This is a genomic window from Planktothricoides raciborskii GIHE-MW2 (assembly GCF_040564635.1).
Lineage (GTDB): Bacteria > Cyanobacteriota > Cyanobacteriia > Cyanobacteriales > Laspinemataceae > Planktothricoides > Planktothricoides raciborskii.
In genome coordinates this window covers 6,851,552-6,877,754 of record NZ_CP159837.1, presented here as the reverse complement: position 1 = coordinate 6,877,754, position 26,203 = coordinate 6,851,552, and the positions used below count along the sequence as shown (strand labels likewise).

Genomic DNA, 26,203 nt, shown 5'->3' with positions numbered 1-26,203 from the left:
CGGCGGATCGATCGGCGTACATTTTGTTTTATTTTAGCGTCTAGTCGGAAACTTTCTCCCCATGATTCACGAAGTTTTCATGCCCGCCCTGAGCTCCACAATGACCGAAGGTAAAATTGTTTCCTGGGAAAAAGCCCCAGGGGACAAGGTGGAAAAAGGGGAAACCGTTTTAATTGTCGAGTCGGATAAGGCTGATATGGACGTAGAGTCCTTTTATTCCGGGTACTTGGCAACGATTATTGTCCCTGCCGGTGGTACAGCCCCAGTAGGAGAGGCGATCGCCTTTCTCGCGGAAACGGAAGCGGAAATCGAAGTAGCAAAACAGAAGGCGAAAAATCTGTCGCAACCCGCTGCCAGCACCAGTGCTGCACCAGCCAGCGCCCCAGCGCCCAAAGCAGCCGCAACGAGTACACCTGCCGTACCTGCCACTGTGGACAATGGTCGCACCGTTGCCTCCCCCCGTGCGAAAAAGTTGGCCAAAGAACTCAAAGTTAATTTAGACACCTTAAAGGGTAGTGGCCCGCATGGTCGGATTGTGGCGGAAGATGTGGAAGCAGCCGCCGGGTTGCAACCAGCCGCTGCCGTGGCGACTCCGGTTGTTGCTCCCGTTGCTCCCGTTGCCCCCGTTGCTCCCGTCGCCCCGTCACCAGTCCCCACCGTGACTCGAACCGTGACCCCCGTGGTGACTCCAGCCCCGTCAGCCCCCGGTCAAGTGGTGCCGTTAAATACCCTGCAAAAAGCAGTGGTGGCGAATATGAACGCCAGCCTGGAGATGCCGGTGTTCCGCGTTGGCTATACGATTACTACGGATAATCTGGATCGACTCTATAAGCAACTGAAGCCCAAGGGCGTGACCATGACTGCTTTGTTGGCTAAGGCGGTGGCGAATACGTTGCAGAAACATCCGATTATGAATGCCAGTTATCGGGATGGGGCGATCGCCTATAGTAGTGCGATTAACATTGCAGTCGGTGTGGCGATGCCTGATGGCGGTTTAATTACCCCAGTGCTGCAAAATGCTGACCAGTTGGATATTTATTCTCTGTCGCGAGTTTGGCAGGATTTGGTGGAACGGGCTAGAGCTAAGAAACTGCAACCCCCAGAATACAACAGCGGCACTTTCACCATCTCTAATTTAGGGATGTTTGGGGTAGACCGTTTTGATGCGGTGTTGTCACCCGGTCAAGGGGCGATTATGGCGATCGGTGCTTCCCGTCCGCAAGTAGTAGCCACTGACGATGGAATGTTCGGGGTGAAGCGTCAGATGCAGGTGAATGTTACTTGCGATCATCGGGTGATTTATGGCGCTCATGCCGCTGCTTTCTTGCAAGATTTGGCGCAATTAATTGAGACTAAGCCTGAGTCTTTGACGATGTAATCAAGAAACCGGGTTTCTGGGTTAACTTAGGGGAAAAAGCTTCTAATTGTTGCCCTAAAACCCGGTTTCTATATGGTTATGGCGATCGCTTTTTTTGGTTCGGTGGGCGAATTGTATGGGAAAAATTTAATTGAATATTATTGAGAATAATTTAGATTAATTCAGATTAAATCGCTCCCTAAATTTTTGATTAATTATTGTTAATTTAAGTTTATTTGAGGTGAAAAAATGACGAAAAAAAAGCAGCATATTAGAACATTAGCAGTTGATATTGGCGGCAGTGGGATTAAAACCATTGTATTAGATGAAGCGGGAGAACCTTTGACGGAACGCAACCGGGTGCCGACTCCCAATCCCGCACAACCAGAACCAGTGATTCAAGCGATCGCCTCTTTAGCCAGTGAACAAGGAGAATTTGACCGAGTATCGGTGGGTTTTCCCGGAGTGGTGCGGCATGGAGTGATTTACACCGCAGTGAATTTACACCCCGATTGGGTGAAGTTTAATTTAGCAACTGTCCTATCTGAACGGTTAGGAAAACCCGTGCGAGTTTGTAATGATGCGGATATACAAGGGTTAGGCGCGATCGCTGGTGTGGGAGTAGAATTAGTGATTACTCTCGGCACTGGATTTGGTACAGCTTTGTTTGTGGATGGTAAATTAGTCCCGAATTTGGAAGGGGGACATCATCCATTTAGAAAAGGCGAAACCTACGAACAACAATTAAGCCGAACTGCCTTAGACGAAATTGGCAAAAAACGCTGGAATAAACGATTAGAAAAAGCCCTAGAATCTTGGCAAAATATGTTTAACTGCGATCGCATCTATATCGGTGGGGGCGAAGCCAAAAAAATTGCGATCGACTTACCAGAAAATGTCACAATTATCCCCAATATTCACGGCTTATTGGGTGGCATTGCCCTGTGGAAAGATTAAAGATATAGATCGAGCGAAAATTGGCAATATTTTGCCCATCTGATAGCAAATCCGGGTTAATCAACCCAGATTTGCTGGGGATTAAAAATCAAGCTTTAAATCATAATGGGTTTGACCATTACCATTAATTTCTACATTCATTTCCGCCATCAGTTTAGCGATTCGCTTGGCAAAATAAAATAATCGCTTCAAATATTCAATAAAATCGGATTCGACGCGAAATGCTACTAAGCCATTAGATTGGTTAGCTTTTAAACGCATCGCTAGATGATGATGAGCTTGGTCAGCTAACTGATTAATATGCGGCTTCATAGCCACAACTTCGGCGGCTAATTTTTGATCGCCAGAAACCACAGAGGCGATCGCCTGTTCCACCGCTAAACAAACCTCCTCATGCAGTGACTTTAAAACCTGTTGCGTCGAATCACTTAATTTAATCTCATGGCGCAGCCGCTGATAACCCAGTTCCACCATATTTGTCTCAATGGTATCGCCAATATTTTCAATATAACCGGCAATATCCAAATACATTGAGATTAACTGAGATTGGGGCGGGACTAACCTTTGTAAACTTAGCTGACTTAAATAAGCAACGATCGCCTCATGGAGTCGATCCACATCATCATCCATCGTTCTCAGGGCTGTCACCTGATCGTTGTTTCCTTGCTCAACGGTTTGCAGGGAACTCCGCACCATCTGAAGGGTAATTTTTCCCAGTTCAGCTAACTCCAAACGCACCCGATCTAAGGCCAAAGCTGGGGTAGTCAGCAAAAGGTCATCCAGATATTTTGGTTGCCATTGTGCTTTCTCCAGAGAGCGATCGGGGACTAACCATTGTAAAAACCTAGCGAAAAGCGGGACAAACCAAATAAAAATAAATGCATTTGCCACATTAAAAAAAGTATGGGCATTAGCAATTTGTCGGGGCGTTTCTACCGCCAGTTTACCCATACCTTCCAAGGATGATGAAACCGGAGTGATCCAGCGAATTACATCAGCTAGTTGGTCGATAAACCCAATCCAGAGAATCACACCCAAAGTATTAAACAACACATGGGCCATCGCTGCCTGAAAAGCCGCTGAAGGTTTGCCCAATGATGCCAAAGTTGCCGTGACACAAGTGCCAATATTTGCGCCAAACACTAAAACAATTCCGGCTTCCAGACTCAATAAACCTTGACTAGCCAGCACAATCACCAAGCTAGTTGTCACCGCCGAACTATGCACTAACGCCGTAAAAACCGCCGCCAAAGTTATGCCCAACCAAGGATTTTGCACTTGCTGCATCCATTCAATAAACGGGGGATAAGTCTGAAGTGGAGTTGTGGCGATCTTCATTAACTCCATCCCATAAAACATCAGACCTAAGCCCATTAACAAAACACCATACAGGCGAAAGTATCGTCGTTTAGAAATCAGTTGCAAACCAAAACCCAGGGCAAAAAACACTAAGGCGGAACGAGTAATATTGAAAGCAATAATTTGAGCGGTAATCGTGGAGCCAATATTCGCCCCCATAATCACCCCAATGGATTGGGGCATCGTCATCAAACCAGCAGAGACAAAACCCACTACCAAAACCGTTGTCACCGTTGAGGACTGGATCACAGCGGTGACAAATGCTCCCACCATCAAGCCATTAAAATGATTCGAGGTCAGTTTAGCCAGCATAAGCTTCATGGATTTACCGGCAACTTGTTTTAATGCCTCGGTCATTTGTTCCAGTCCATAGAGAAAAAAGGCCAGACCTCCACAAAGACCCACGGTAATTTTACCGAGTTCTAAAAGACTAATTGTGTTTGTGACTGTCATTTTTTGTCAACCTTCAGAGAAAATTAAGCCATTAAAAGCCATTAAACTTTTAATGGTCTACTTATTTAATATTAACTCTTTTATAAAATCAATTAAAAACATTTTTTAGTTGATCCCCAGTTGTCTAAGTCACTTTTTTCCTGTTTAAAGCTGGTTAAAATTTTTGATTTCTCTGGGGTCGGGAGAATGCCCGGATCGGGGGTCAGCATTCCGCCGAAAATAGTCAACCGGAAAAACCGGCTTGATTTTATCCTATATAACAGATGTGTTATTAGTTATAGCAATAAAACCAGATTAGACATCATCGGTCTTAAAATAGACTTAGTTGTGATTGATACCTGGGAGGGCGATCGCTCACTCAGAGGGCAATTTTTCCAGGAGAGAATCAGGAAAGAATTAGGAGATAATTAGGAGATAATAATTTGAAAGAAACAATCATGTTAGGGTTAAATCCGATGACAGACTTGAGTAAAAAACTGCGTGGATCATTCAGACAGTCCCGGAGTTTAGTCGTGATGCTTATGGCTTGTAGTTTAATGCTATTGAGTGGCTGTGTTAAATATGATTTAGGAATTAATTTTGCCAGTCAAACTCATGGGGAGATTATTCAACATATTCAAATTGGAGAACGGCTGAGTTCATTTAGCAGCGAAACCGCTAGATTATGGCTAGAGAGTATTAAGCGGCGTACTCGTGATTTAGGCGGAAAAACTCAGAAAATTTCTGACCAAGAAATTGTGGTAAAGATTCCGTTTAATAATGGGGTTGAATTAGCCGATAAAATTAATCAATTTATGAATCCCGGTGGTCAACCGGGTTCTGGAGCGAAAAAAGAATTAGACCCAGACCTGCCGCCAATTTCCGCAGCAATGACCGTGACCCAAAATAATTGGTTGTTTGCTTTGCGGAATCGCTTAATTTATGATTTGGATTTGCGATCGCTCGGTGTCATTTCTACCAATGGTAACCTGTTAATTAGCCCAGGGGCTTTGCTGGATTTAAAATTTGCGTTGCAAACTCCTTGGGGAGGTGAAGTTATTACCGATGCTGCCGTTACTCCAGAGAGTGAATTAGAAGCAAAAATAAGTCAAAATGCACCGCTAATTCCCGAAATTATAGACCAGGGAAAAACCTTTATTTGGCATTTACAACCAGGACAACTGAACCATATTGAGGTGACTTTCTGGGTGCCAAGTCCGATTGGTATTGGGGCGGGAATGATTGCTTTATTTATTGGCATCAGTATGTATGCGAAAAATCTGTTGTCACCCCCACAGGGGTCAACAGAGGAACGGTCAACAGAAGACCCCAACTCTGGTGCGATCGCTTCAAAACCAGAACAGGACTTAAGCAACCCCTCGATCGGTAGGGTGAGTTAGCGGCAGCGTAACGCACCCTACCGATCGAGGGGCGGTTCCGCTTGGCATTGGTGTCAACCCCCCCTCGCGGGGGCAGGCTTAACGTCAAGTTTCGCATCCGACAGGGACTTAAGTCCCTGTCGGATCCTGAAGCGATCGCCCCCATCAAACAAAGGATCCAGGGAAAGCCGCGATCGCTTTTTTCCCGGACTGCAACCGGAACCCACCGCCAGGCGATCGTCTCAGGAATATTTATGACGGTAGTATTGATGGCGGTAATATTAATTGGGAACCTTCGCAACTGTTGACGAGAATAAGCTAAAGTGATAGTAGGAGTCTGCTAGATTTCCTAGAAAAAAACCATAATTCAGACAAACTGGAGTGAGATGTCAACTAGATGCCAACTAGATGCCAACATAAACAAAACCGTTGTCAGAATCAAAACTGAATCAACAAATTTTGCAGTCAGGGTACTTTGAAAGTAAAACTGGAGGGAAAAAATGTCGTCAAATGAGAATCAAAGCCCGACAATCTTAGCGGTAGATGATAGTCCAGTGATGCAAGACCTGGTAAAAAGGGCTTTATCCAGTGAATATCGGGTGCTGGTCGCCGATAACGCCGTGGACGCTTTATCAATTATTTACCACGATCAGATTGCACTATTATTGCTCGACGTAACCATGCCAGGAATTGACGGTCTTGAACTCTGTCGCACGGTGCGTAACATTCCACAGTTTCAAGAACTGCCGATTATTATGTTAACCGCCCGTGATGGAATGTTTGATAAAGTGCAGGGACGATTAGCCGGAGCCACGGAGTATTTAACCAAACCGTTTCAAAGTGAACAGTTGTGTCAAGTGGTGAAAACTTTTCTGAGTATTCATGCGAATTCTGAAGAGACAGTGGAGCAACGGTCAAAGATCAAATAATTTGAGAGATTTAACATCACCAGCGATTCTCTATCGGCTATTCTATCTTCGGCTTTATAGAGGCCGACCCACTTCAGCCAAATTAAGCTATTTTTAACCTATTTTTTCCCGTGAATCAACGGGCAAAAACTAATCAACGGGCAAAAACTAATTAATTCAGCAATTCAGCGAGGGTCGCGCCTCCAGAATATCTCAAGCCAATCAAACCCTATTTTAATCTTATTTAGCGATCGCCTCTAGCGGCTGCTTAATTATGACTTCATAAGACTTCATATGATTGGCTGATTTTAGCTGAGTTTAGCTGAGTTTAGCTGAGTTTAGCTGATTTTAGCTAATTTTAAAATTTATAGTTGCGATCGCGCACCCACAAACTGACAGGCACCGAATTCCCCGATCGATCCACTTTAATTTCCACTACAAAAGCCTGTGGTTGTCGTTGAGCTTGAGCAATTTCATTATTAATTTTTTCTCCTTGGTCTTCGGGCATATAATAAGTTTCTATGCCATAGAGAATCTGCCATTCATTGATATATTCTCCCTGGATAGCCACTTGATTCGCGGCCAAATCTTGGGGGCGATCGCGACTAATTTTAATCGGTTGCCAAGGACTTGGCGTGAGGGTGCTTTTTGGATTTGCTGGTTGTTCCATCACAATATAAAAAGTCTGAGAGTTTGACTGATAATTGGCGGCATAATTTCTCTGCGGGGTGATTTCTTCCCAACCGGGTAACTTCTTCAAAGTATCGGTATCAGAAATTTTATAGGATAAAGTTTGGTAGTAACCCCGCATCGGATCGTAAGGATCGACGGGTCTAGTTTCCAAAATAACTGTGGTTCCGGTTAAATGAGTATAAACCGCTTGAGCGGGAACCGCTAAAATTAATCCGGTTTGTAATACCAGGATTACGGCGAATTTCCACCATTTTCCAGAATTTTTAGCCTCAGCAATTGGCTGATATTCTTTTGGTTCTGATTCAGGATTTTGGTGATTTTCTTTCGGTGATATCATGGGCTGAATTCCTTTAACGAATTTGACAAAAATGAATTAATCGTTGTTGTTGGAAAAAACATGGAAAAATATAGGGGAATGTGACTATAAATAATTTTTGCTATATTCCCCTTTATCCATTTTTCCTAAATTGATTCAGGTAAAGATGCTTTAGCTTTCGCGGCTTTAAGCTGACGTTCAAACCACAAACCCGCCGCAATAATGGCCACACCACAGATAACAAAGACGATGGCTTTTAACAGCAATTCTGTGTCATATTCAAACATCCGACTGGTAATTTGCAAGACTAACAGCACCATGCCATACCAAAAGGTTGTGCGTTTGACTAAGGTTAAGGCATCCCGAATTAACCCAATAGCGAACCAGGCTAATAAAATGTTAATGGCGATGGTGGCAATTGGCAGAATCGGCGTAATATTCAGGTGGACGATCAATAAGATATTGATGACGCTCATCAATATGAGAATCATCCCATTGTTAATGTTAAGGGTCTGAAATGGATTCAGATTTTGAGGCTGTTTGAAAATTTGCAGCCATCCCATGAAGGCAAAGACGCTCAACAAGAATACATCGGGTAAAAATTGGCGAAACTTTTCGATTTCTGTGACACTAGGATCACTCCACAACCAACGATCCCAAACTCCGTGAAAGGAAAAGAAATATAAAAATATGGCGAAAAAGCAAAGGGCGATCGCTCGTGAAATGGCCTGAAAAGAATATTCATTTAAAGCAGGCATCCTGGCGATCCAGATTCTGGTAAATTTCCATAAATCATCGCGATAACCCCATAATAAAGCGGGCGGTATAGTAAAGGCGATCGCGGCCAAAATACCCCCGCCGTTCGTACCCAAGGCAAAGGGATTAATACCGATCATAAAACTGAGGGTAATGCCAATACTGGCTAAGGCAAAAATTACCCGCGAACCACACCAATAAGCTAACGGAACAAATAATAAACTGAGGGAGATCGGCAAATGATTTATCAGTATTTGCGAGAAACCAAACTCTTCGATTCGACCGTAATCTGTCAGTTCTGAAAAATAGCTGATTCCCAGGAGAATTTGGGCGAAAACTCCTAAAGAAGTTAACCGGAGAGCAAAAGCCATTGGTAAGACACCTAATGACCAATATAAAAATAGCTCGTAAATGGGGCCGCTTTGGTGAAAAAGCTGGGACATTAGGGCTATATTTGCCCCTAAAATTAGCGACCCGAACAGTAATAATCCATGACCCAAGCGTTTTTTTCCAGGGTTACGGGTCGGTTGTCGCCAAAGATAGAAGCCGCTGATATTCACGGTCAAAAATACGGCCAACAGTAATATAACCCGAAAGTTTCGTGACCAATCTTGCCAATTTGCGGCGACAAATGTGATCGCCCCTAAACCCAGGAGAATACATCCTAAACCAATTAAGATACTAATAAAGCGATCGCTGGCGGCGGAGTCTAACTGATTAAATCTATAGCGTTGGGATAATTCCTCATATTGCCGGGAACTAATCAATCCTTCCGCTTGCCATTGCTGAGATTCTTTGCGTAATTCATGGCGAAATTTTTCTGAAACCATAATCAAAACTAGCCTTAAAGAGAAGTCTCAAAGGAAAAAAGTCTTAAAGGAAAAATGAATCAGCCTCCCGATCTATTGGGGATTCTGGACCCCCGGTGGCTAATTCCGTTGATGATATGCCAGTTAATCAACTGGGATATGAACGAACAACTTTTTTGTAACACAACTGAATTTTGGTTCCGTTGGCTGTGGGACAGTTGATAAATTGCCCCCTACTACCACACGCATCAAGCACCGCGATCGACGGTGTTAATGCTCAGTTTAAGCGGCTGATAAGCACTGGTGTAAAATAAATTGCACATTGTTTGTGATTCGTGTATAATAGCATAGGGAAAATCCACCGGTGCTTGGTACTAAAGTGAGATTTATTCAGAATTTAAGTCCAGAAACCCAAAGACTTCTAGAAAGAATTTATCAAGAAAGCAAGCGGACTCAAGTGCGAGCCCGAGCCCATTGTATTCTATTAAGTTTTAGCGGTTTCAGGAGAGAGCAACTCATCGACATATTCGGAGTCAGCCGCCGTACCATACACTATTGGTTTCAGAAGTGGGAAACTCAAAAATTAGTAGGATTGTATGACCGGGCAGGCCGAGGCAGAAAACCCAAGTTGTCATCATCCCAAAAGGAACAAGTGAAAGAGTGGGTGAAGTCGGAGCCGAAAACTTGAAAAAAAGTGATAAATCAGGTAGAAGAATCCTGGGGAATCAAAGTGAGTAAATCTACCCTAAAAAAAGTGGTAAAAGAATTCGGCATGACCAGGAAAAGAATGATCATAAGTCTCAACGGGTCACCCTTTGAGTGGGAATATGATCTGAAGCTAGAAAAATTATCAGTCTTAAAAAACCTTGATGAAAAAGGCGACATAGACTTAAGGTATTTAGATGAAGTTGGGTTTAGCCTGACTCCTGTTATCCCTTATGGATGGCAATTGCCGGGGGAAACAATTACTTTGAAAAGTTCAGTGCGATTCGTTCACACGGGCGCGACCTGAAATGGTCATTTGAAACAAGGTTCCGAACCTTATAGGGATTTCCACCCCTAGCCCTCACAGAAAGGACTCAACGAGCTAGCAGTTAAATTTCCAAAATGAGAATTGCTGTGATGCCTTTCAGCAAAACCCACAAAACGGGTATATATACCCAAATCCAATGGCAAGAAACGTCCTCTAGGGATTCCCACCATCAAGGATAGAGTCGCACAAGCAATAGTCAAAAATGTAATGGAACCTGAATGGGAAGCCGTGTTTGAAGCAAACTCCTATGGCTTCAGACCCTGAAGAAGCTGCCAAGATGCAATTGAACAATGTTTCAACAAGTTCAGAAACAACCACTCAGGAAGACACACCAAGCGCTTCAAACCAAATATCCTCAATGGGATTCTGAGTTGGATCATTGGCAGCAAAGCTAATACAAGTCACTTTCCAGTGAGATTCATCGAGTTCTTGATTGACCGACTTTAGATCATCTTTGACGGCCTGAGAACGATGATACGTTGCACCATCCCAAATGATGGCAATCCTACTCTGAGGATATTGGTCTAACAAATATTTAATGAAGGCTATCGCCTGACTCAGAATTCCCCTTCTTAACGACTTGAATTAGACACTGCTGAGTATATAAATCCACCGCTCCATAGTAGGTCTGCTTCTGTCTCTCATTCGTGATGGGGACTGAAATCCGTTCGTCTGTTTTACCCCATACATACCTACACAGATATCCCCACCACATATGGCACTCATCTTCATGGAAGCCCGTTTACTTTTTTGACGCACACTGCTCTTGAAAGTTTTTTCTTGATTAAGGAGATTAAGAGCCAGACGTCTGAGAAAGGCGAAATTACGAGGACTATGACCAAAGCGGATCCGGCATTGATCTTCTTTAAAAGTAACGTCTATTGTCCAGTGAACTTGATTTTCAATGCCCCAGTGCTGGCGAATCACACGACCAAGATGTTGGGCATCAGCAGGTAAAGAAGACAGATAAAAGTGAACGTCACGAGTAGTTTTGTTCCACAGATGACGGACTCTCTCAACCATGACGACACATTGAAGTCCGTTCCCATTGCTCCTGTTGATAAAGACCACCAAAAGCTGACAGTGGTACAGCCCAAACGTGACGCTTTTCAACACGATGATGCCCTTTGTCAATGCGTTGGTCATACATAACTAACATCAAGGCATTCAAAATGGTTGCTTTGAGCCTGGATAAACCAGTTTTTTACTTGGGTGTAAAGAGTTGGATGATTCCCTTTGAGTGTCAACACATAATCGGCTTTTTTCTCTCTAAGGAGTCGGACAATATCAGTCTGGGTTACCATCGGATCAATGGTAATAATTGCCTCTTGAATATCTAATAATGCCAATAGAGCGGGAATTGCAGTAATTTGCAGTAATTTCATGTTTAATGGTCTTCGACTTTGACTTGCGCTAATACTAGACGTTGTTCACTCAGGGTAAGCTCATCTAATTTAGTAAAAAATGTCCTTGATAAATTTGTCAAAATATGTAATGGGTTCGAGTCACCGAAGTTAAACCTATAATCAATTTTGAATTTGAATCTCAGTGATAGTCAATCAATTTGAAACGGAGTCAAAGGCAATGACAAAGGGTTTTGCATCGGCAGATCAACTTCCTCAACCCCCTCAACCTAGAATATCTGACCAACCAACCTTAACTTCTCTAAACGAAATCCAAGCCAATTTATTAAATTATGTAGCTTCTGTTCCCGATCCGAGAGTGGCAAGAACCCAAAAACACAACCTTAAAGATATTTTAGTCATTGCTATTTTAGCTGTGATTGGCGGTGATCAGGGGTGGGAAGATATCGAATGTTTATAGGCATAAGATTCGGCTACCAAGTGATACAACTTAGTATTAGGCCAGACCTTGCCAGTCTCGAAGAACCGTTGCCTTATGTAGTAGTTGCAGAGGTTGTAAAGATTCTTGGCTTTAAACCATAAAGAATCGCATTCTTGCCAATCCTCATGTGTCTTCTTGATTAGATGCCTCTCGACTAGCTGCATTTCGTTTCCGCCTCATAGCGGATATTCTCCTATAAATCAAAAAGAGTTTTCAATTTTTGTCTAGGTATGTCTATAATTTTGTTAAACTATTCAAAGCCTTAATGCGCCTGTGTTTGCCGCATGACTTCTGATACTTCTGTTCCATTGTCGGAAACCATTTCCCAGGAAAACTCTACCAACATCCCAGCCACCAACATCTCTGCAGAAACCCCTCCAGAGAAAGAACTGGAGCAACCGGAGACCTCCTCGACGGAGGAGCAAGTGACTGAGGATAAATCAGCGGAGGAGCCAGATTTCTTCATTGCGATCGATCCGAACTTGCAGCCTCGATTTACCACCAAGGATGGAAAACTCTTGCTAATTCTGCCCCGAGAAATCCGAGCAAAAGATGGCGATACACCATTGAATGATTGGATGGAGATGTGGCAAGCCCTAAAACACCGATTAAATGGGGGCGATCGCTTCTGGCAAGCCAATACCTCCGTCTATTTGATGGCTCAGGATCGGTTGCTAGATGTGCGACAATTGCAGGCGATCGCCGATGCCCTTTCTGAAGTGCAATTAAACCTCAGTCGGGTTTACACTGCTCGCCGTCAAACCGCTGTGGCAGCGGCAACCGCTGGCTATTCCGTCGAACAGCGCATCAACCTAGCGGCCTTTAATCCCAGCAACAATGCCCCAGTCCAAGCCCTCGCCGATCCTCTTTATCTAGAAACGACCATTCGTTCTGGGGTAGAAATTCGCCATGAAGGAACCGTGGTGATTCGCGGGGATGTCAATCCGGGGGGTTCCGTGGTCGCTGATGGAGATATCTTAGTCTGGGGCCGTTTGCGGGGCATTGTCCATGCAGGAGCGCGGGGCAATAATGAATCAATCATTATGGCCTTGGAAATGGAGCCCACCCAAATTAGAATTGGCGATTATGTTGCCCGTTCTCCAGAAAGTCCCCCGGAATTCTATCCAGAAGTGGCGTATGTATCCCCAGAGGGTATTCGCATCGCTGGAGCTCTGGATTTTGCCAAATCTTCTTCCTCGGCAACGGAATTATAACTGCTATTTCTGCTCTTTCCCTGTTAAAAACACCAAAATTTCTCGGTTGAGTCCGAAGTGTTCCTCGGACCAACGCAGCACACTATGGTAAAGTAAATCGGCTACCAATCGATTAACTAAATCGGCAGTCCAACTCTGATCAGCTTTATCGCTGGTAAATAAAAATAACCCATCCATTCACCCGCAATCTCATAGTCAATTTTATTTATGAGTCGCATTATTGTCATCACTTCTGGTAAAGGCGGGGTGGGAAAAACCACCTCTACAGCGAATCTCGGCATGGCACTGGCTAAACGAGGTCGCAAAGTAGCTTTAATCGATGCTGATTTTGGCCTAAGAAATCTTGATTTACTTCTTGGGTTAGAAAATCGCATCGTTTACACAGCGGTAGAAGTGATTGCCGGTCAATGTCGGTTAGAACAAGCCTTGGTTAAAGACAAGCGTCAACCGGGACTCGCACTTCTGCCCGCAGCACAAAATCGCATGAAAGATGCCGTGACCCCAGATCAAATGAAACAGATTGTTCAGCAACTGTTGCAGAAATATCATTATGTGCTGATTGACTCACCGGCGGGAATTGAACAGGGGTTTCAAAATGCGATCGCCGCCGCGAGAGAAGCCTTAATTGTCACCACGCCGGAAATTGCCGCAGTGCGTGATGCTGACCGGGTGATTGGTTTGCTGGAAGCCCACGGAGTGCGGCAAATTCATTTAATTGTGAATCGACTTAAACCACAAATGGTAGAAGCTAATGACATGATGTCAGTAGCGGATGTCCAAGAAATTCTGGCTATTCCTCTGATTGGAGTGATTCCAGATGATGAACGGGTGATTGTTTCTACCAATCGTGGGGAACCCTTAGTATTAGGGGAGGAGCAAACACTCGCTGGCAAAGCGTTTGATAATATTGCCCGTCGTTTAGAAGGAGAAAAAGTAGAGTTATTAGATTTAAGTCTACCTTCAGACAACTTCTTTTCCCGCATCCGCAAATTGTTCTTTACCAAAATAATGTAAGCCTCTACCATTTTTGCAAGCTACATGATTAGCGAACTTCTCGAAAGATTGTTTCCTCGATCTGGGCCTGACAGTAGTCGCCTAGAAGTCAAGCGCCGCCTCAAACTGGTGTTGGCGTACGATCGCGCTGATATCACTCCAGATACCTTTGAGGCGATGCGACAAGAAATCCTGGAAGTGGTTTCTCGATATGTAGAATTAGACTCCGAAGGATTTAATTTATCCCTGGAAAATAGCGATCGCGCCACGGCGTTGATTGCCAATTTTCCCATTCGGCGAATGAAAACACAGGTAGAATCTTCGGCAAAATCTAAATCTGGAATGTCCTTAGATTTGCCGTCAAATTACCCTCAATTTACAGCCGATGGAGACTTAATTTCTCCTCTATCAGCACCGGAAATTGAATCGGAAATAGATCTGGAAAACGATCTAGACATTGATTCTGAATCGGAAATCGATGCCGAACTAGAAACGGCATCTAAGTCCACACCTGAACTTAAATTACAATTAGGATTAGAAGCCAATCCCAATATAAATTTAGAGCCAAAACAACTAGAAAAAAAACCAGATTCAGACCGGGATTAATCAGAACCAAAAATTGATCGAACGACCGGAAGTGAGAAACCTTTGAGATCCTAACGCGCATTTTCTGCGGGGCGGGTCTATTTTGCCAACCGCGTGTATCAATCTCTGGGAGGGAGAATCCCTGTTTCTCTGGATTTCACCAGCGAAATTTTATTTCAATGGTGGGAAATTATCCGAGAAATTATCCGAGAAATAATCCGGGAAATAATCCGGGAAATAATCCGGGAAATAATCCGGGAAATAATCCGGGAAATAGATGAAATAGATATTATAGTTATTGCAATTAAGATTAATATAATTATGTAGGGGCGGTTCGCGCAATTATTAATTATGTAGGGGCGTATGTAGGGGCGGTTCGCGAACCGCCCCTACTACGATTAAATGTCTCATTTAAATTTAAAATTACTATAAACTACACAATCGATGATGATTTAGCAGTCAATAAATTAAATGTGGGGGATGCGATCGCGCCCAAAAAAACCTCGACAATGAAGCCGAGGTTTTGTGCTGATTTATCAGAGATTTATTAACCTCTAATCGGCATTAATCTTCAGAATATTCTTCAGAATATTCTTCCGCAGAATCCTCATCGTGAGGATGTCCCACGGAATTAGCAGAAACCAGGGCACCCAGTTCTAATTGTTCGCGCACTTTTTTCTCAACATCTGCCGCCATTTGGGGATTTTCTTCGAGATACTTCGAGGCATTATCCCGTCCTTGCCCAATGTTATTATCGTTGTAGTTATACCAAGTACCTTTGCGAGTAATCACGCCAGTTTCTTCGGCCAGATCCAAAATACAGCCGTAGCGAGAAATCCCTTTACCAAATAAAATATCAAATTCGGCAATGCGGAACGGGGGCGCAACCTTATTTTTCGCCACTTTCACTTTTGCCCGAATTCCATATTCTTCTGAGCCTTTTTTCAAGGTTTGAATCCGGCGGATATCTAATCTGACAGAAGCATAAAACTTCAGGGCTTGTCCTCCGGTTGTCACTTCTGGATTCCCATAGGTGACGCCAATTTTTTGCCGGAGTTGGTTGAGGAATACCACCGTACAACCAGATTTACCAATATTTCCAGTAATTTTTCTGAGGGCATGGCTCATTAAACGGGCTTGTAAGCCTATTTGAGATTCTCCCATTTGTCCTTCGATTTCTGCCCTAGGCACCAACGCCGCCACAGAGTCGATCACTACAATATCTACAGCGGTCGATCGCACCAGTTGATCCACAATTTCTAAACCCATTTCTCCCGTATCTGGTTGGGAAACGAGTAAATTTTCAATATCCACGCCCAGGTTAGCGGCATAAGTCGGGTCGAGAGCGTGTTCCGCATCGACAAACGCGGCAATTCCCCCAGATTTTTGAATTTCGGAGATGGCATGGAGTGCGACGGTGGTTTTACCCGAACTCTCAGGGCCGTAAATTTCAATCACCCGCCCTTTTGGTAAGCCGCCTCCCAGGGCTAAATCCAGGGTCAAGGCTCCACTGGGGATGGTTTCCACTTTCATCCGGGTGGCGTCTCCCAGGCGCACGATTGAGCCTTTGCCAAAGTTTCGCTCAATCTGGGTCAGCACCATTTTCAGGGCTTTGTCTTTTTCGCTATTCGTAGAGGTTTGAGTAGCCATGCCTAGCCTCAAGAGTTGTCAGGGTTTTCGAGAGCTTTTATTTTAGCTTGCTTGCCTGAAAATTTGTGGTCAGCAAGGAAAAGCCCTAGGATTGCTCTCTCCGGGCTTTAAACCCACTATAGGATATATTGACTTTTAAGTCAACTAAGTTTTCTGGTAAATTAAACCTCTGACTGCTCGTCGCGATCGCTGCTGACTCGTTGCTTATGACTGCCGATTTGCCCGATTTTCAACTTGCCGATGCGGATCTAGCCGATATCTCCGTGGTGTCGGTGTCTGGATTGACTGCTTATATTCAGGCAGTTTTACAGAAGGATCCGCTTTTACGCCAAATTTGGGTGATGGGAGAGGTGTCAAGTACACGACATCATGCCAGTGGGATATTTTTTACCCTGCAAGATGAGGGGGCTGCCATTCGCTGTGTGACTTGGAATAGTCAGCGGGGAAAGTTGGTGCAACAGCCTGTGACTGGGGAACAGTTGCTCGTTTTGGGCAGTATTCGCCTTTATCCCCAGCGGGGAGATTATCAGTTGACGATTTGGCAAGCGTTGCCAGCCGGAGAAGGGTTGCAGGCGTTGCGTTACCGCCAACTGCGATCGCGTCTGGAAGCAGAGGGGTTGTTTGACCCGGAGAAAAAGCGACCTTTGCCAGTTCATCCCCAAACCATTGCGGTGGTGACTTCGCCGCAAGCCGCCGCTTGGGGCGATATTCAACGAACTCTCAGCCAACGCTATCCAGGGTTAGAGGTCTTGTTCTCCCCGGCAACGGTTCAGGGTCAACAAGCCCCAAGTTCGATTGTTCAGGCGATTCAGCGGGTTGAGGCAGATGGTCGCGCTGAGGTGTTGATTTTGGCGCGAGGTGGTGGCGCTACGGAGGATTTGGTCTGTTTTGATGATGAAAGAGTGGTGCGAGCGATCGCTGATTGTTCGATTCCGGTGATTACAGGCATTGGGCATCAACGAGATCAGTCTTTGGCGGATTTAGCGGCGGATGTTTGCGCTCACACCCCGACCGCTGCGGCAGAAATTGCCGTGCCCAGTTTCCGGGTTCTGGAGGCGGAACATCGTCAGCGGATGACGGCGCTTTATCGTTCCGTGACACAACAGTGGGAAGAGGCTAGGGAAAATTTAGCCTTTATGCGATCGCGCCTGCTTCAGCTTCCCCAAACTAGCCGCAGTTTGCAAAAAGCTGACCAAACCTGTGATTTATTGCGGCAAAAATTGGCTGCCCTTGACCCTAATGCGGTGTTAAAACGCGGCTATGCGATCGCCAAAACCGAAGCTGGGGCAATTGCCCGGTCTACCGCTGATTTATCCTTAGATCAAGGGTTAATCATTCAGTTAGGCGAAGGACAGATTAAAGTTAAAATTACCGAAATTTTATCTGATTAAATGAATAGTACAGCTAATAGTAACGCCCTATGAAAAAATCTACTACTACCAAGTCCGCTAAAGCTAAAAATTGGAATTATGAAGCTACCGTAGCTAACCTAGAAACGATTATTGATGAAATTGAATCAGGCCAGTTAGACCTGGCGGAAGTCTTTGATAAATTTGCCTGGGCTGTAGCAGCGTTACAGGAATGCGAGGTTTTTTTGTCCGAGAAAAAAAAGCAAATGAATTTATTAATTGAAACCTTAGAAGATGAGGCAGAATTTTAATTTTTTAACCAACCACTTATGGCTTTTGTCCTTGGTTATTTGTTCCTAGTCCTTAGTCCTTAGTCCCTAGTTATTTCTGCTTTCTTTTTGGCGATCGCTCATTAGTTCCTAGTCCTCGTTTGCCCGTTGTCTGTGAACAGTCCACCGTCAACCATCAAATATCAAAATTTTAAGCAGTAGGGGCACGATCTTTCCGGCAGTTAAATTAATATTTTAAGCAATAAATTAACTGCCGGAAAGATCGTGCCCTTAGACTGCCGGAATCCTTCCTTCGCCCCTACGGATATTTGTGGTTGACCAATCTGAAAACTGCTGTAAGGCAAAGATTTTCTCTCTTATTTTCTCTCTCACCTTCCTGATTGATGGCGGCTGTGAATGAATGAAAGTGCTATTCAGCCGTAGCAAATTAATTTAGGAGATGTCTAAGATGTTGAGAAATATTTTCGCGATCGCGATCTCCTCAGCCATCACCACCACTTCCTTTGGGGTTCATGCACAGCCACAACCGGATAATCGGGGAAACTTTAGAAATGTAAACTGGCAATCTTGGCGGGTGGTTGACCGAGATCCCAACGGTTTAAATTGTCGTCAAGGGCCGGGGACTAATTATAACATTCTCAGAAGATTTCGTTTTTTAACACAGATTGCTCCGGTATCATCCCGCGAAGTCAAATTAGATAAGGATCGAGATCCTTGGGTAGAAGTAATCGTCGATAATAATCAATCTTGTTTTGTGCGTTCTCACTCAGCTTTCATTCTGCCTAGCTGGGATTTTTATCAACAAAATTAACGGCAAAATTAACGGCAAAATTAACGGCAAAATTATCAACAAAATTAACGGCAAACTTAACGGCAAACTTAACGGCAAACTTAACGGCAAACTTAACGGCAAACTTAACGGCAAACTTAACGGCAAACTTAACGGCAAAATTTATTATCGGGATTAGAGAAACCGGGTTTTTGCTGTTTTTTCCAAAAATGTGGGTGGTTCGGAAAAAACCCGGTTTCTTTTCTCTGCCCGGCTAATAAACTGATGATTTAGCATTCTGATGAGACACAATCAAGCCACTCCTTTAACTTTTTTGTGAGGTTTGATTGGACTGTTGGCGATAGCGATAATAAGCAGCACAAGCCCCTTCGGAAGAAACCATCGGCGCACCTAAAGGATGCTCTGGAGTACATTCGCCGCTAAAAGCCGGACACTGATGAGGCTTTTTAACTCCTTGCATAATTTCCCCACTAATACATGGTGATGGTTCGGCGAAAGCTGACGGGATACTCTGCAAATTAAAGCGTTTTTGGGCATCAAATTGGCCATATTTATCCCGGAGTTTTAAGCCGCTGCGGGGAATTTCCCCAATGCCGCGCCAGTCTCGTGAAGTCACTTCAAACACTTCTCGAATTAACTGTTGAGCCGGAATATTTCCTTGTTCTTCTACGGAACGTTTATACTGATTTTCTACTTCGGCTTTCCCTGCTTCTAACTGCTGCACGCAAAGATAAATTCCTTGGAGAATATCCACAGGTTCAAATCCGGTGACGATGATGGGACATTGATATTTTTCGGCAATGGGATAATATTCGGTGTAACCCATGACGGTGCAAACATGACCCGCCGCTAAAAAGCCTTGAACTTGACAGTTGGGTGAGGCTAAGATCGCTTCCATTGCCGGGGGCACTAACACATGAGAAACTAACATGGAGAAATTCTTTAGTTCTTGTTGTTCTGCCCGAAATATGGCCATTGATGTGGCTGGGGCAGTGGTTTCAAATCCGACAGCAAAAAATACCACTTCTTTGTCAGGATTATCCCGCGCAACTTTTAAAGCATCTACGGGAGAATACACGATCCGCACATCTGCCCCGGTTGCTTTTACACTTAACAAGTCTTTTTCTGTGCCAGGAACTCGTAACATATCCCCAAAAGAACAGAGGATAACTTCTGGACGTTGTGCTAGGGCGATCGCCTGATCGATTAACTCAATAGAAGTGACACAAACCGGACAACCAGGCCCGTGAATGAGGGTAATTTCTTTGGGTAAAAGTTCATCAATGCCATATTTGACGATCGAGTGGGTTTGTCCGCCGCAGATTTCCATAATTGTCCAAGGTTTGGTGACAATTTTGGCGATCGCCAGAGCATAGTCTTGTGCAGCCTTCGCATCTCGGTACTCATCCACAAATTTCATAATCTTTGATCCTTTATGTTTAGTTATTGCCAAATTTAGCTGACCGCCGATCGCGGACTCCCAGCCCCTGGTGGCAAACTACTCTCTAGACGGTTATCACTATCTTACCCACTACATGGCCGGCTTCGCTGTGTTGATGGGCTTGGGCAATTTGCCAAAGGGGGTAGGTGCGATCGATAATACTGCGTAGTTTACCCGCAGAAACCAGGTCTTTCAAGGTAGCCATATCTTCACCACTAGGTTTAGCCAAAATAATTTTACATTTTTTTCCGGGCAATAACAGAGTTAGGAAACTTTCTAATAAGCAAGGTAATATGGGCAAAGTGGTAATATAAACTCCGTTTTTGTGTAAAATTTTATTACATTTTCCTAAAGATTTATGAGCAATTGTATCAAAAATAATATCATAAGTTTCTGAAGAAATTGTAAAATCTTGTTGCGTATAGTCGATCGCGCGATCTGCGCCTAAACTTTTGACTAATTCTAAGTTTTTGGTACTGCATACAGCGGTGACATGGGCTTGATAGGCTTTGGCAATTTGGATGGCATAAGTACCTACCCCTCCAGAACCGCCATTAATCAGCACTTTTTGTCCGGGCTGAATTCCCCCTAAGTCTCGTAAAGATTGTAAAGCGGTTAGGGCAGCAACAGGTAAAGCGGCAGTTTCTTCGGCGGTCATATTGTTCGGTTTAAATGCCGCAGCGGTTTCTGAAACTACTGCATATTCCGCATAAGCCCCACCGGGAAAATCGACCATTCCGTAAACTAAATCTCCGGGTTTAAATTTGGTGACTTTGCTGCCGATTTCTATCACTTCCCCACACACATCAAATCCTAAAATTAAGGGAAATTTTTGGTTAATTAAAAATTTCAGCATTCCTTTTCTGGTTTTCCAATCAATTGGATTAATGCTGGCTGCGTGAACTTTGAGCAAAATTTGATTATTTTTGGGAGTAGGTTTGGCAACTTCGGCGATTTGTAATACTTCCGAGGAACCGTATTGATTGATGATGGCTGCTTTCATAATAATTTATGGTTGATGGTTGGTGGGTAGGGATTCTATGGTTGGTGGTTGGTGGTTGGGGAACTGGGAACGGGGAACGGGGAACGGGTAAAATAATTAACAATTAATTAACAATTGATAATTCATAATTGATCGATCGCTAAAAAATATCAATTATCAATTGTCAATTATCAATTGTCAATTATCAATTAGATTAATTTGGCAAAAGAAAACAGGTGCGATCGCCCCCTAACCTAGCCAACCGCGAATTAATCCTCTTAATCGCCATAATTGTCGGTAATGACTTTTCCCCGGAACACAATATATTGATAAATATTGTAAAACAACATAATCGGGATTAAAAAACCAATGAAGACAATCATAAACACCAGGGAACTGGTGGCAGCGGCGGCATCATATATAGTAATTTGGATGGGGATGATGTAGGGAAACACAATCAAAGCTAATCCAAAAAACGTGAGTAGGAAAATGCCGATTGTCCATATAAACGGGGTTTTTTCTTGTCGCTGGTTCAGGCTATTAATCAATAAACCGATTAACAAAATGCCTAAGAAAGGAATCAGGGCAAAAATATACACTTGCGGGGGATTAAATAGGCGATCGCGGATTTGGGCAAAAAATAGCGGCGTGGTAATCGTAATTAATCCCGCGCCCAATAATGTTGTCCAAGCGGCGATTTTGGCAGTGCGGAAATGGGTAGTTTGCAACTCTCCGGAAGTTTTCAGAATCAGATAAGTAGAACCGATTAAAACGTAACCTTGAATTAAAGTCAACGCCACCAACAAAGAAGACAAACTTAACCAGTCCCAAGTATTGCCCACAAAATGTCCTGCTTCATCAACGGCAATACCTTGCAAAACACCCCCTAGGGCAAATCCTTGACCAAGGGCGGCCAAGAAACTACCGGCACCAAAAGCAAAATTCCACAATACTTTGCGGCGAGAATGTTCGCGAAATTCAAAGGCCACCGCCCGAAATATAAACCCGAAAATCATCATCAAAATCGGGATATATAGGGCATTGAGAATAGTGCTATATGCCAAGGGAAAAGCGCCAAAAAGAGCACCACCCATCAGCACTAACCAGGTTTCATTCGCATCCCAAACATTGCTTAAGCTTGTCATCAAAATACCTCGCCGTTTTTCCGTAGAAGCGGTCAGAGATAAAATTCCCACCCCTAAGTCAAAGCCATCCAGCATAACATAAAGGAAAAGGAACAAGGCTAAAATGACAAACCAAACTTGTGGGAGAAATTGATCTAAGGTTTCCATAAGCGTTTGTAAAAGTTCACAACAGGAAATCGAGCAGAAAGTGTGGCGACCCAACAGGTCAGAGATCAACACGCTGACTGTAGATAGTCCAGAGCATTGATACTCTTTGGTTAAACAGACGTTCCATAGAGATTATAACGGGATATCCTTGAGAGCGATACTGCCCCGATCGCCACGTTTGGCAACGGGGGTAATTTTCTGGCAATTCCATCACCGCGATCGCTGATTAACAAAATCAGCTACAATCGAGAAAATTTTCAGCATTGGAGTGGGTCCGTGGTAAACGCGGCACAGCAATGGCCAGAACAAATGGCGAGTTATTCTACACAGTCACCCCAATTACTCGATCCAACCTTGCTCAGAGCAGCAAGACTGTTTTATCGTGCTTATAAAGAAGTTCATCGAGAACGGATGGATCGCCCTGTGGGGGTGGCAATTGATCGGTTGAGTTATCGGGGACAGCTAATTTTCCAACGCAAACCGATCTTATTATTTACTGAATCTTTTGTCCCGTTTGAGCAAATTGAATCGGGACTTTATTAATTGAAGATTCGGGCATCTTATCAGGAAAAATTTAAACTCACATGGAATGGATCTACTATTTGCCAGCGATCGCGATCGTGTTTATCTTGGGTTCGTCCATTGGCAGTTTTCTCAACGTCGTCGTCTATCGGGTGCCTGCTGGCTTATCAATTCTTTGGCCTCCGTCCCGTTGTCCCCAATGTTTGCATAAACTGGGCAAGACCGAAAATATTCCGGTCTGGGGTTGGATCCGATTGCGGGGACGCTGTGGCCACTGTCGCAGTCCAATTTCTATCCGATATCCCTTGGTAGAAGCCGCCACAGGTTTATTATTTGTCTTCATTTGCTTAACTTCTTTGGCGACTCCCTTGGACATGGTGGCAAATTGGGCATTTTTTAGCTGGTTACTCGCCCTATCTCTGATCGATTTGGATACCATGACCCTGCCCAATGTCCTCACGAAATCAGGTTTAGTTGTGGGTTTGGGGTTTCAGGTAGCCCGGTGTTTTTTGCAAGCCCCGAATTTTGCCGCCGGACTCCACGATTATTTGATGCCAGGAATTATCGGCATGGTCTTGGGAATTTGGTTATTAGATATTATTGGCGTGGTGGGGTCGATCGCCTTTGGACAAGCGGCAATGGGCGCAGGAGATGCCAAACTGATGGCTATGATGGGAGCTTGGTTGGGCTGGAAATATATGCTCGTGGCGGGTTTTCTGGCTTGTATCATGGGCGCATTTCTCGGCGGAGGGGCGATCGCTCTGGGTTGGTTGGATCGCCGACAACCCATGCCCTTTGGCCCATTTTTGGCGATCGGTGGAGCCATCAGCGCCATTTGGGGTGATGTGATTTTATCCAGTTATTTACGGTTATTTTTTCCCAGCTAATCCAACCGGGAATAAATACCAACGGAAAGGGGTTTTCCCCTGAATCAAATGCCCTTGGACTGCCCTAGGGTAATTTTTCATCGGGTTTCTGCTAAAGTTAAGCTAATTTCCCCATATTCCCTAGGGAGATATCACCATGACTTCCTGTACTAAAGGTAGCATTTTGATCGTTGACGATTTACCCGATAATCTTCGACTTCTGAGAGACACATTACAAGGACAAGGCTATAAAGTTCGTTCCTGTACAACCGGGGCAATGGCTTTAAGAGGGGCGAAAGCGGCGGAGACAGATTTAATTTTACTGGATATTAAGCTACCTGATTATGATGGCTATGAAGTTTGTCGTCAATTAAAAGCCGATGAGCAAACTGCCCAAATTCCGATCATTTTCTTGAGTGCGCTGGCGAATACTTTCGATAAAATCCTGGGATTTGCCGTGGGTGGGGCGGATTATATCACCAAACCCTTTCAAATCGAAGAAGTATTAGCCCGCGTAGAAACTCATTTATCCATTCAGCGCCTGCAAAAAATTCTCCAGGAAAAAAATTTGCTTTTAAGGCAAGAAATCGCCGACCATCAGCGCACCCAAGAAGCATTATTCTTTGAAAAAGAATTAGCTCAAGTCACCTTAAAATCCATTGGGGATGCGGTGATTACCACCGATGCTCATGGTTTTGTCACCTATCTCAATCCGATGGCCGAATATTTAACCGGCTGGAATGAAAAAGAGGCTCAAGGGTTACATTTATTTGAAGTTTTTAATATTGTTAACGAATTCACGAAAAAAATCGTGGAAAATCCGATTTTTGAGGCGTTAGAGCAAGTTAAAATAGTTAATCTCGCTAAAAATACGATGTTAATAGCGCGGGATGGGCGAGAATTTCCGATTGATGACTCAGCGGCGCCGATTCAAGATCGTCAAGGTAATGTCATTGGGGCAGTGATTGTGTTTCGGGATATCACCGAATCCTATAATTTTACCCGTCAATTGTCTTGGCAAGCCAGCCACGATGCCTTAACCGGATTAATGAATCGCCGGAAATTTGAACAAGAACTCGAGGAGGCGATCGCCTCTGCCAAAAATGAGCAACACAACCATATTTTATGCTATTTAGACTTAGATCAGTTTAAGGTGGTGAATGATACTTGTGGTCATGCAGCGGGAGATGAGTTATTACGTCAAGTGACTCAATTATTGCAGCAGCGCATCCGGTCTACGGATACTTTAGCTCGTTTAGGCGGAGATGAATTTGCTTTTTTACTTCATCAATGTTCCCTGGAAAAAGGAATTGAAGTCGCCGAATCTTATCGCCAAAAAGTTGAAAAATTTCGCTTTTATTGGCAGAATAAAACCTTTAAGATTGGGGTGAGTATCGGCGTAGTGGCGATCGACCAGCATACCAAAGATAAAAATACGGTTTTGAGTATTGCCGATGCCTGTTGTTATGCGGCAAAAAACCGAGGGCGTAACTGTATTCAAGTCTATCAAGATAATGATTATGAGTTAGTCAGACAACGGAAAGAAAGACAATGGGTTGTCCAAATTAATCAGGCATTACAGGAAAATCGCTTTTGTCTCTATTATCAAAAAGTTACTCCCATTCAAGGTCAAAATAAGCCGATTTACTATGAAATTTTATTGCGTTTCTTAAGTGAAAATGGCCAACTATTCTCCCCGGCAGTGTTTCTGCCCGCTGGAGAACGCTATGGATTGATGCCAACCATAGATCGTTGGGTCATTCAGACTTTCTTCAGTCAATATCGCCATTACTACCAGCAAAATTTTGACCGGGTTGATGAGACGCATAATTTATATGCGCTGAATATTTCTGGATCTAGTATTAATCAGCCGCAATTTCTTGATTTTTTCAAGGAGCAATTACAGCAAGCGGAAGTCCCACCGCAGACGATTTGTTTGGAAATTACCGAAACTACTGCGATCGCTAACCATGACCAAGCCATTAAATTAATTAATGAACTCAAACAACTGGGCTGTTGTTTTGCCTTAGATGATTTTGGTCACGGCATGAACTCGTTTGATTATATTAAACATTTCCCGGTGGATTATTTAAAAATTGATGGCAGTTTTGTCAAGAATCTTGTCAATAGTGAGATCGATCTGGCAATTGTGGAAAGTTTTAATCGCATTGGGCAGGTGATGAATTTGCAAACCATCGCTGAGTTTGTGGAAAATGCCGCAATTTTAGATAAAATCGGGGCGATCGGTGTAGATTATGCTCAAGGCTATGAAATCTCAAAGCCTGCTCCTTTTGATTTTGGGAAAACATTTGTTAATGGTTAATGGTTAATGGTTGATGGTTTTCTCGTTCTCCCCCCATATCTAGCCTGGGAACGAGGGCAAAA

General features: G+C 43.9%; 24 protein-coding genes and 2 pseudogenes. 18 read left to right on the top strand and 8 right to left on the bottom strand.

Going from position 1 to position 26,203, the window contains the following annotated elements; translation table 11 throughout:
* Positions 1-61: 61 nt before the first annotated feature.
* Together ABWT76_RS29360 and ABWT76_RS29355 are read left to right on the top strand one after the other, a co-directional pair.
* Complete coding sequence (locus ABWT76_RS29360; protein ID WP_354635363.1) at positions 62-1,378, top strand: dihydrolipoamide acetyltransferase family protein; 1,317 nt, start codon at positions 62-64, stop codon at positions 1,376-1,378.
* Between the two features lie 228 nt (positions 1,379-1,606).
* Positions 1,607-2,314 carry an ROK family protein gene (locus ABWT76_RS29355; protein ID WP_054465558.1) on the top strand — a complete coding sequence of 236 codons (708 nt, stop codon included), beginning with the start codon at positions 1,607-1,609 and terminating at the stop codon, positions 2,312-2,314.
* An 81-nt stretch (positions 2,315-2,395) separates the two neighbouring features.
* On the opposite strand, the gene ABWT76_RS29350 is transcribed toward ABWT76_RS29355, so the two are convergent.
* A complete protein-coding gene (locus tag ABWT76_RS29350; RefSeq protein ID WP_354635362.1) occupies positions 2,396-4,126 on the bottom strand; it encodes a Na/Pi cotransporter family protein in 1,731 nt (576 codons plus the stop codon).
* A gap of 422 nt (positions 4,127-4,548) precedes the next feature.
* Between ABWT76_RS29350 and ABWT76_RS29345 the strand changes: the two genes are divergently transcribed.
* The 3 genes from ABWT76_RS29345 (at position 4,549) to ABWT76_RS29335 (ending at position 6,413) form a co-directional block, all read left to right on the top strand.
* The gene (locus ABWT76_RS29345) at positions 4,549-5,505 is read left to right on the top strand and encodes a DUF3153 domain-containing protein (RefSeq protein ID WP_231636693.1); all 957 of its coding nucleotides are present in this window, start codon (positions 4,549-4,551) and stop codon (positions 5,503-5,505) included.
* A gap of 50 nt (positions 5,506-5,555) precedes the next feature.
* Positions 5,556-5,792, top strand: a complete 237-nt coding sequence (locus tag ABWT76_RS29340; RefSeq protein ID WP_156331614.1) for a hypothetical protein — start codon at positions 5,556-5,558, stop codon at positions 5,790-5,792.
* A 192-nt stretch (positions 5,793-5,984) separates the two neighbouring features.
* Complete coding sequence (locus ABWT76_RS29335) at positions 5,985-6,413, top strand: response regulator (RefSeq protein ID WP_054465556.1); 429 nt, start codon at positions 5,985-5,987, stop codon at positions 6,411-6,413.
* 337 nt (positions 6,414-6,750) lie between these two features.
* On the opposite strand, the gene ABWT76_RS29330 is transcribed toward ABWT76_RS29335, so the two are convergent.
* Together ABWT76_RS29330 and ABWT76_RS29325 are read right to left on the bottom strand one after the other, a co-directional pair.
* Positions 6,751-7,422, bottom strand: a complete 672-nt coding sequence (locus tag ABWT76_RS29330) for a GDYXXLXY domain-containing protein (protein WP_082348793.1) — start codon at positions 7,420-7,422, stop codon at positions 6,751-6,753.
* 125 nt (positions 7,423-7,547) lie between these two features.
* Positions 7,548-8,987 carry a DUF2157 domain-containing protein gene (locus ABWT76_RS29325; RefSeq protein WP_354635361.1) on the bottom strand — a complete coding sequence of 480 codons (1,440 nt, stop codon included), beginning with the start codon at positions 8,985-8,987 and terminating at the stop codon, positions 7,548-7,550.
* A 343-nt stretch (positions 8,988-9,330) separates the two neighbouring features.
* Here ABWT76_RS29325 and ABWT76_RS29320 point away from each other — a divergent pair, with 343 nt between their 5' ends.
* The 3 genes and pseudogenes from ABWT76_RS29320 to ABWT76_RS29310 all read left to right on the top strand — a co-directional run.
* Complete coding sequence (locus ABWT76_RS29320) at positions 9,331-9,654, top strand: helix-turn-helix domain-containing protein (RefSeq protein ID WP_054465554.1); 324 nt, start codon at positions 9,331-9,333, stop codon at positions 9,652-9,654.
* A 42-nt stretch (positions 9,655-9,696) separates the two neighbouring features.
* Positions 9,697-9,978, top strand: coding sequence for a hypothetical protein (locus ABWT76_RS29315; RefSeq protein WP_156331613.1), 282 nt, complete (start codon positions 9,697-9,699; stop codon positions 9,976-9,978).
* Positions 9,979-10,098: 120 nt separating this feature from the next.
* Positions 10,099-10,260, top strand: a pseudogene (locus ABWT76_RS29310) (reverse transcriptase domain-containing protein); the annotation flags it as partial.
* A 468-nt stretch (positions 10,261-10,728) separates the two neighbouring features.
* On the opposite strand, the pseudogene ABWT76_RS29305 reads toward ABWT76_RS29310, so the two are convergent.
* Positions 10,729-11,434 (bottom strand): annotated as a pseudogene (locus ABWT76_RS29305) (ISAs1 family transposase); the annotation flags it as partial.
* A gap of 149 nt (positions 11,435-11,583) precedes the next feature.
* Between ABWT76_RS29305 and ABWT76_RS29300 the strand changes: the two are divergent.
* From ABWT76_RS29300 to minE, 4 genes are all read left to right on the top strand, one after another.
* Positions 11,584-11,823, top strand: coding sequence for an ISAs1 family transposase (locus ABWT76_RS29300; RefSeq protein ID WP_054465549.1), 240 nt, complete (start codon positions 11,584-11,586; stop codon positions 11,821-11,823).
* Positions 11,824-12,128: 305 nt separating this feature from the next.
* Positions 12,129-13,058 (top strand): septum site-determining protein MinC, encoded by a 930-nt coding sequence (minC, locus tag ABWT76_RS29295; protein ID WP_082348791.1) that lies wholly within the window; start codon positions 12,129-12,131, stop codon positions 13,056-13,058.
* A gap of 207 nt (positions 13,059-13,265) precedes the next feature.
* Positions 13,266-14,072, top strand: a complete 807-nt coding sequence (gene minD / locus ABWT76_RS29290) for a septum site-determining protein MinD (protein WP_054465548.1) — start codon at positions 13,266-13,268, stop codon at positions 14,070-14,072.
* Between the two features lie 24 nt (positions 14,073-14,096).
* The gene (gene minE / locus ABWT76_RS29285; protein ID WP_082348790.1) at positions 14,097-14,657 is read left to right on the top strand and encodes a cell division topological specificity factor MinE; all 561 of its coding nucleotides are present in this window, start codon (positions 14,097-14,099) and stop codon (positions 14,655-14,657) included.
* A gap of 543 nt (positions 14,658-15,200) precedes the next feature.
* Here minE and recA read toward each other — a convergent pair.
* On the bottom strand, positions 15,201-16,286 hold the full coding sequence (gene recA, locus ABWT76_RS29280; protein WP_054465546.1) for a recombinase RecA: 1,086 nt from the start codon (positions 16,284-16,286) through the stop codon (positions 15,201-15,203).
* A 206-nt stretch (positions 16,287-16,492) separates the two neighbouring features.
* On the opposite strand from recA, the gene xseA reads away from it, so the two are divergent.
* The 3 genes from xseA to ABWT76_RS29265 all read left to right on the top strand — a co-directional run bounded on the left by xseA (position 16,493) and on the right by ABWT76_RS29265 (position 18,736).
* On the top strand, positions 16,493-17,677 hold the full coding sequence (xseA, locus tag ABWT76_RS29275; RefSeq protein WP_054465545.1) for an exodeoxyribonuclease VII large subunit: 1,185 nt from the start codon (positions 16,493-16,495) through the stop codon (positions 17,675-17,677).
* Between the two features lie 29 nt (positions 17,678-17,706).
* The gene (gene xseB / locus ABWT76_RS29270; protein ID WP_054465544.1) at positions 17,707-17,946 is read left to right on the top strand and encodes an exodeoxyribonuclease VII small subunit; all 240 of its coding nucleotides are present in this window, start codon (positions 17,707-17,709) and stop codon (positions 17,944-17,946) included.
* 427 nt (positions 17,947-18,373) lie between these two features.
* Positions 18,374-18,736 carry an SH3 domain-containing protein gene (locus ABWT76_RS29265; RefSeq protein ID WP_054465543.1) on the top strand — a complete coding sequence of 121 codons (363 nt, stop codon included), beginning with the start codon at positions 18,374-18,376 and terminating at the stop codon, positions 18,734-18,736.
* Positions 18,737-19,019: 283 nt separating this feature from the next.
* Here the strand turns inward: ABWT76_RS29265 and hypD are convergent, their stop codons facing one another.
* From hypD to cydB, 3 genes are all read right to left on the bottom strand, one after another.
* Positions 19,020-20,135 carry a hydrogenase formation protein HypD gene (hypD, locus tag ABWT76_RS29260; RefSeq protein WP_054465542.1) on the bottom strand — a complete coding sequence of 372 codons (1,116 nt, stop codon included), beginning with the start codon at positions 20,133-20,135 and terminating at the stop codon, positions 19,020-19,022.
* 85 nt (positions 20,136-20,220) lie between these two features.
* A complete protein-coding gene (locus ABWT76_RS29255; protein ID WP_054465541.1) occupies positions 20,221-21,159 on the bottom strand; it encodes an NAD(P)-dependent alcohol dehydrogenase in 939 nt (312 codons plus the stop codon).
* A gap of 257 nt (positions 21,160-21,416) precedes the next feature.
* Positions 21,417-22,430, bottom strand: coding sequence for a cytochrome d ubiquinol oxidase subunit II (gene cydB, locus ABWT76_RS29250; protein ID WP_054465540.1), 1,014 nt, complete (start codon positions 22,428-22,430; stop codon positions 21,417-21,419).
* Between the two features lie 276 nt (positions 22,431-22,706).
* Between cydB and ABWT76_RS29245 the strand changes: the two genes are divergently transcribed.
* The 3 genes from ABWT76_RS29245 (at position 22,707) to ABWT76_RS29235 (ending at position 26,141) form a co-directional block, all read left to right on the top strand.
* A complete protein-coding gene (locus ABWT76_RS29245; RefSeq protein WP_054465539.1) occupies positions 22,707-22,973 on the top strand; it encodes a hypothetical protein in 267 nt (88 codons plus the stop codon).
* A gap of 41 nt (positions 22,974-23,014) precedes the next feature.
* Positions 23,015-23,839: an A24 family peptidase gene (locus ABWT76_RS29240; RefSeq protein WP_054465538.1), complete on the top strand. Its 825-nt coding sequence runs from the start codon at positions 23,015-23,017 to the stop codon at positions 23,837-23,839.
* A 136-nt stretch (positions 23,840-23,975) separates the two neighbouring features.
* Positions 23,976-26,141, top strand: coding sequence for an EAL domain-containing protein (locus ABWT76_RS29235; RefSeq protein ID WP_354635360.1), 2,166 nt, complete (start codon positions 23,976-23,978; stop codon positions 26,139-26,141).
* The last annotated feature ends 62 nt before the right edge of the window (positions 26,142-26,203 follow it).

Bases quoted from the DNA above. Each gene is read 5' to 3' on its own strand.
- ABWT76_RS29360 (WP_354635363.1), top strand. From the start codon at position 62: ATGATTCACGAAGTTTTCATGCCCGCCCTGAGCTCCACAATGACCGAA.
- ABWT76_RS29355 (WP_054465558.1), top strand. From the start codon at position 1,607: ATGACGAAAAAAAAGCAGCATATTAGAACATTAGCAGTTGATATTGGC.
- ABWT76_RS29350 (WP_354635362.1), bottom strand. From the start codon at position 4,126: ATGACAGTCACAAACACAATTAGTCTTTTAGAACTCGGTAAAATTACC.
- ABWT76_RS29335 (WP_054465556.1), top strand. From the start codon at position 5,985: ATGTCGTCAAATGAGAATCAAAGCCCGACAATCTTAGCGGTAGATGAT.
- ABWT76_RS29330 (WP_082348793.1), bottom strand. From the start codon at position 7,422: ATGATATCACCGAAAGAAAATCACCAAAATCCTGAATCAGAACCAAAA.
- ABWT76_RS29325 (WP_354635361.1), bottom strand. From the start codon at position 8,987: ATGGTTTCAGAAAAATTTCGCCATGAATTACGCAAAGAATCTCAGCAA.
- ABWT76_RS29300 (WP_054465549.1), top strand. From the start codon at position 11,584: ATGACAAAGGGTTTTGCATCGGCAGATCAACTTCCTCAACCCCCTCAA.
- minC (WP_082348791.1), top strand. From the start codon at position 12,129: ATGACTTCTGATACTTCTGTTCCATTGTCGGAAACCATTTCCCAGGAA.
- minD (WP_054465548.1), top strand. From the start codon at position 13,266: ATGAGTCGCATTATTGTCATCACTTCTGGTAAAGGCGGGGTGGGAAAA.
- minE (WP_082348790.1), top strand. From the start codon at position 14,097: ATGATTAGCGAACTTCTCGAAAGATTGTTTCCTCGATCTGGGCCTGAC.
- recA (WP_054465546.1), bottom strand. From the start codon at position 16,286: ATGGCTACTCAAACCTCTACGAATAGCGAAAAAGACAAAGCCCTGAAA.
- xseA (WP_054465545.1), top strand. From the start codon at position 16,493: ATGACTGCCGATTTGCCCGATTTTCAACTTGCCGATGCGGATCTAGCC.
- xseB (WP_054465544.1), top strand. From the start codon at position 17,707: ATGAAAAAATCTACTACTACCAAGTCCGCTAAAGCTAAAAATTGGAAT.
- ABWT76_RS29265 (WP_054465543.1), top strand. From the start codon at position 18,374: ATGTTGAGAAATATTTTCGCGATCGCGATCTCCTCAGCCATCACCACC.
- hypD (WP_054465542.1), bottom strand. From the start codon at position 20,135: ATGAAATTTGTGGATGAGTACCGAGATGCGAAGGCTGCACAAGACTAT.
- ABWT76_RS29255 (WP_054465541.1), bottom strand. From the start codon at position 21,159: ATGAAAGCAGCCATCATCAATCAATACGGTTCCTCGGAAGTATTACAA.
- cydB (WP_054465540.1), bottom strand. From the start codon at position 22,430: ATGGAAACCTTAGATCAATTTCTCCCACAAGTTTGGTTTGTCATTTTA.
- ABWT76_RS29240 (WP_054465538.1), top strand. From the start codon at position 23,015: ATGGAATGGATCTACTATTTGCCAGCGATCGCGATCGTGTTTATCTTG.
- ABWT76_RS29235 (WP_354635360.1), top strand. From the start codon at position 23,976: ATGACTTCCTGTACTAAAGGTAGCATTTTGATCGTTGACGATTTACCC.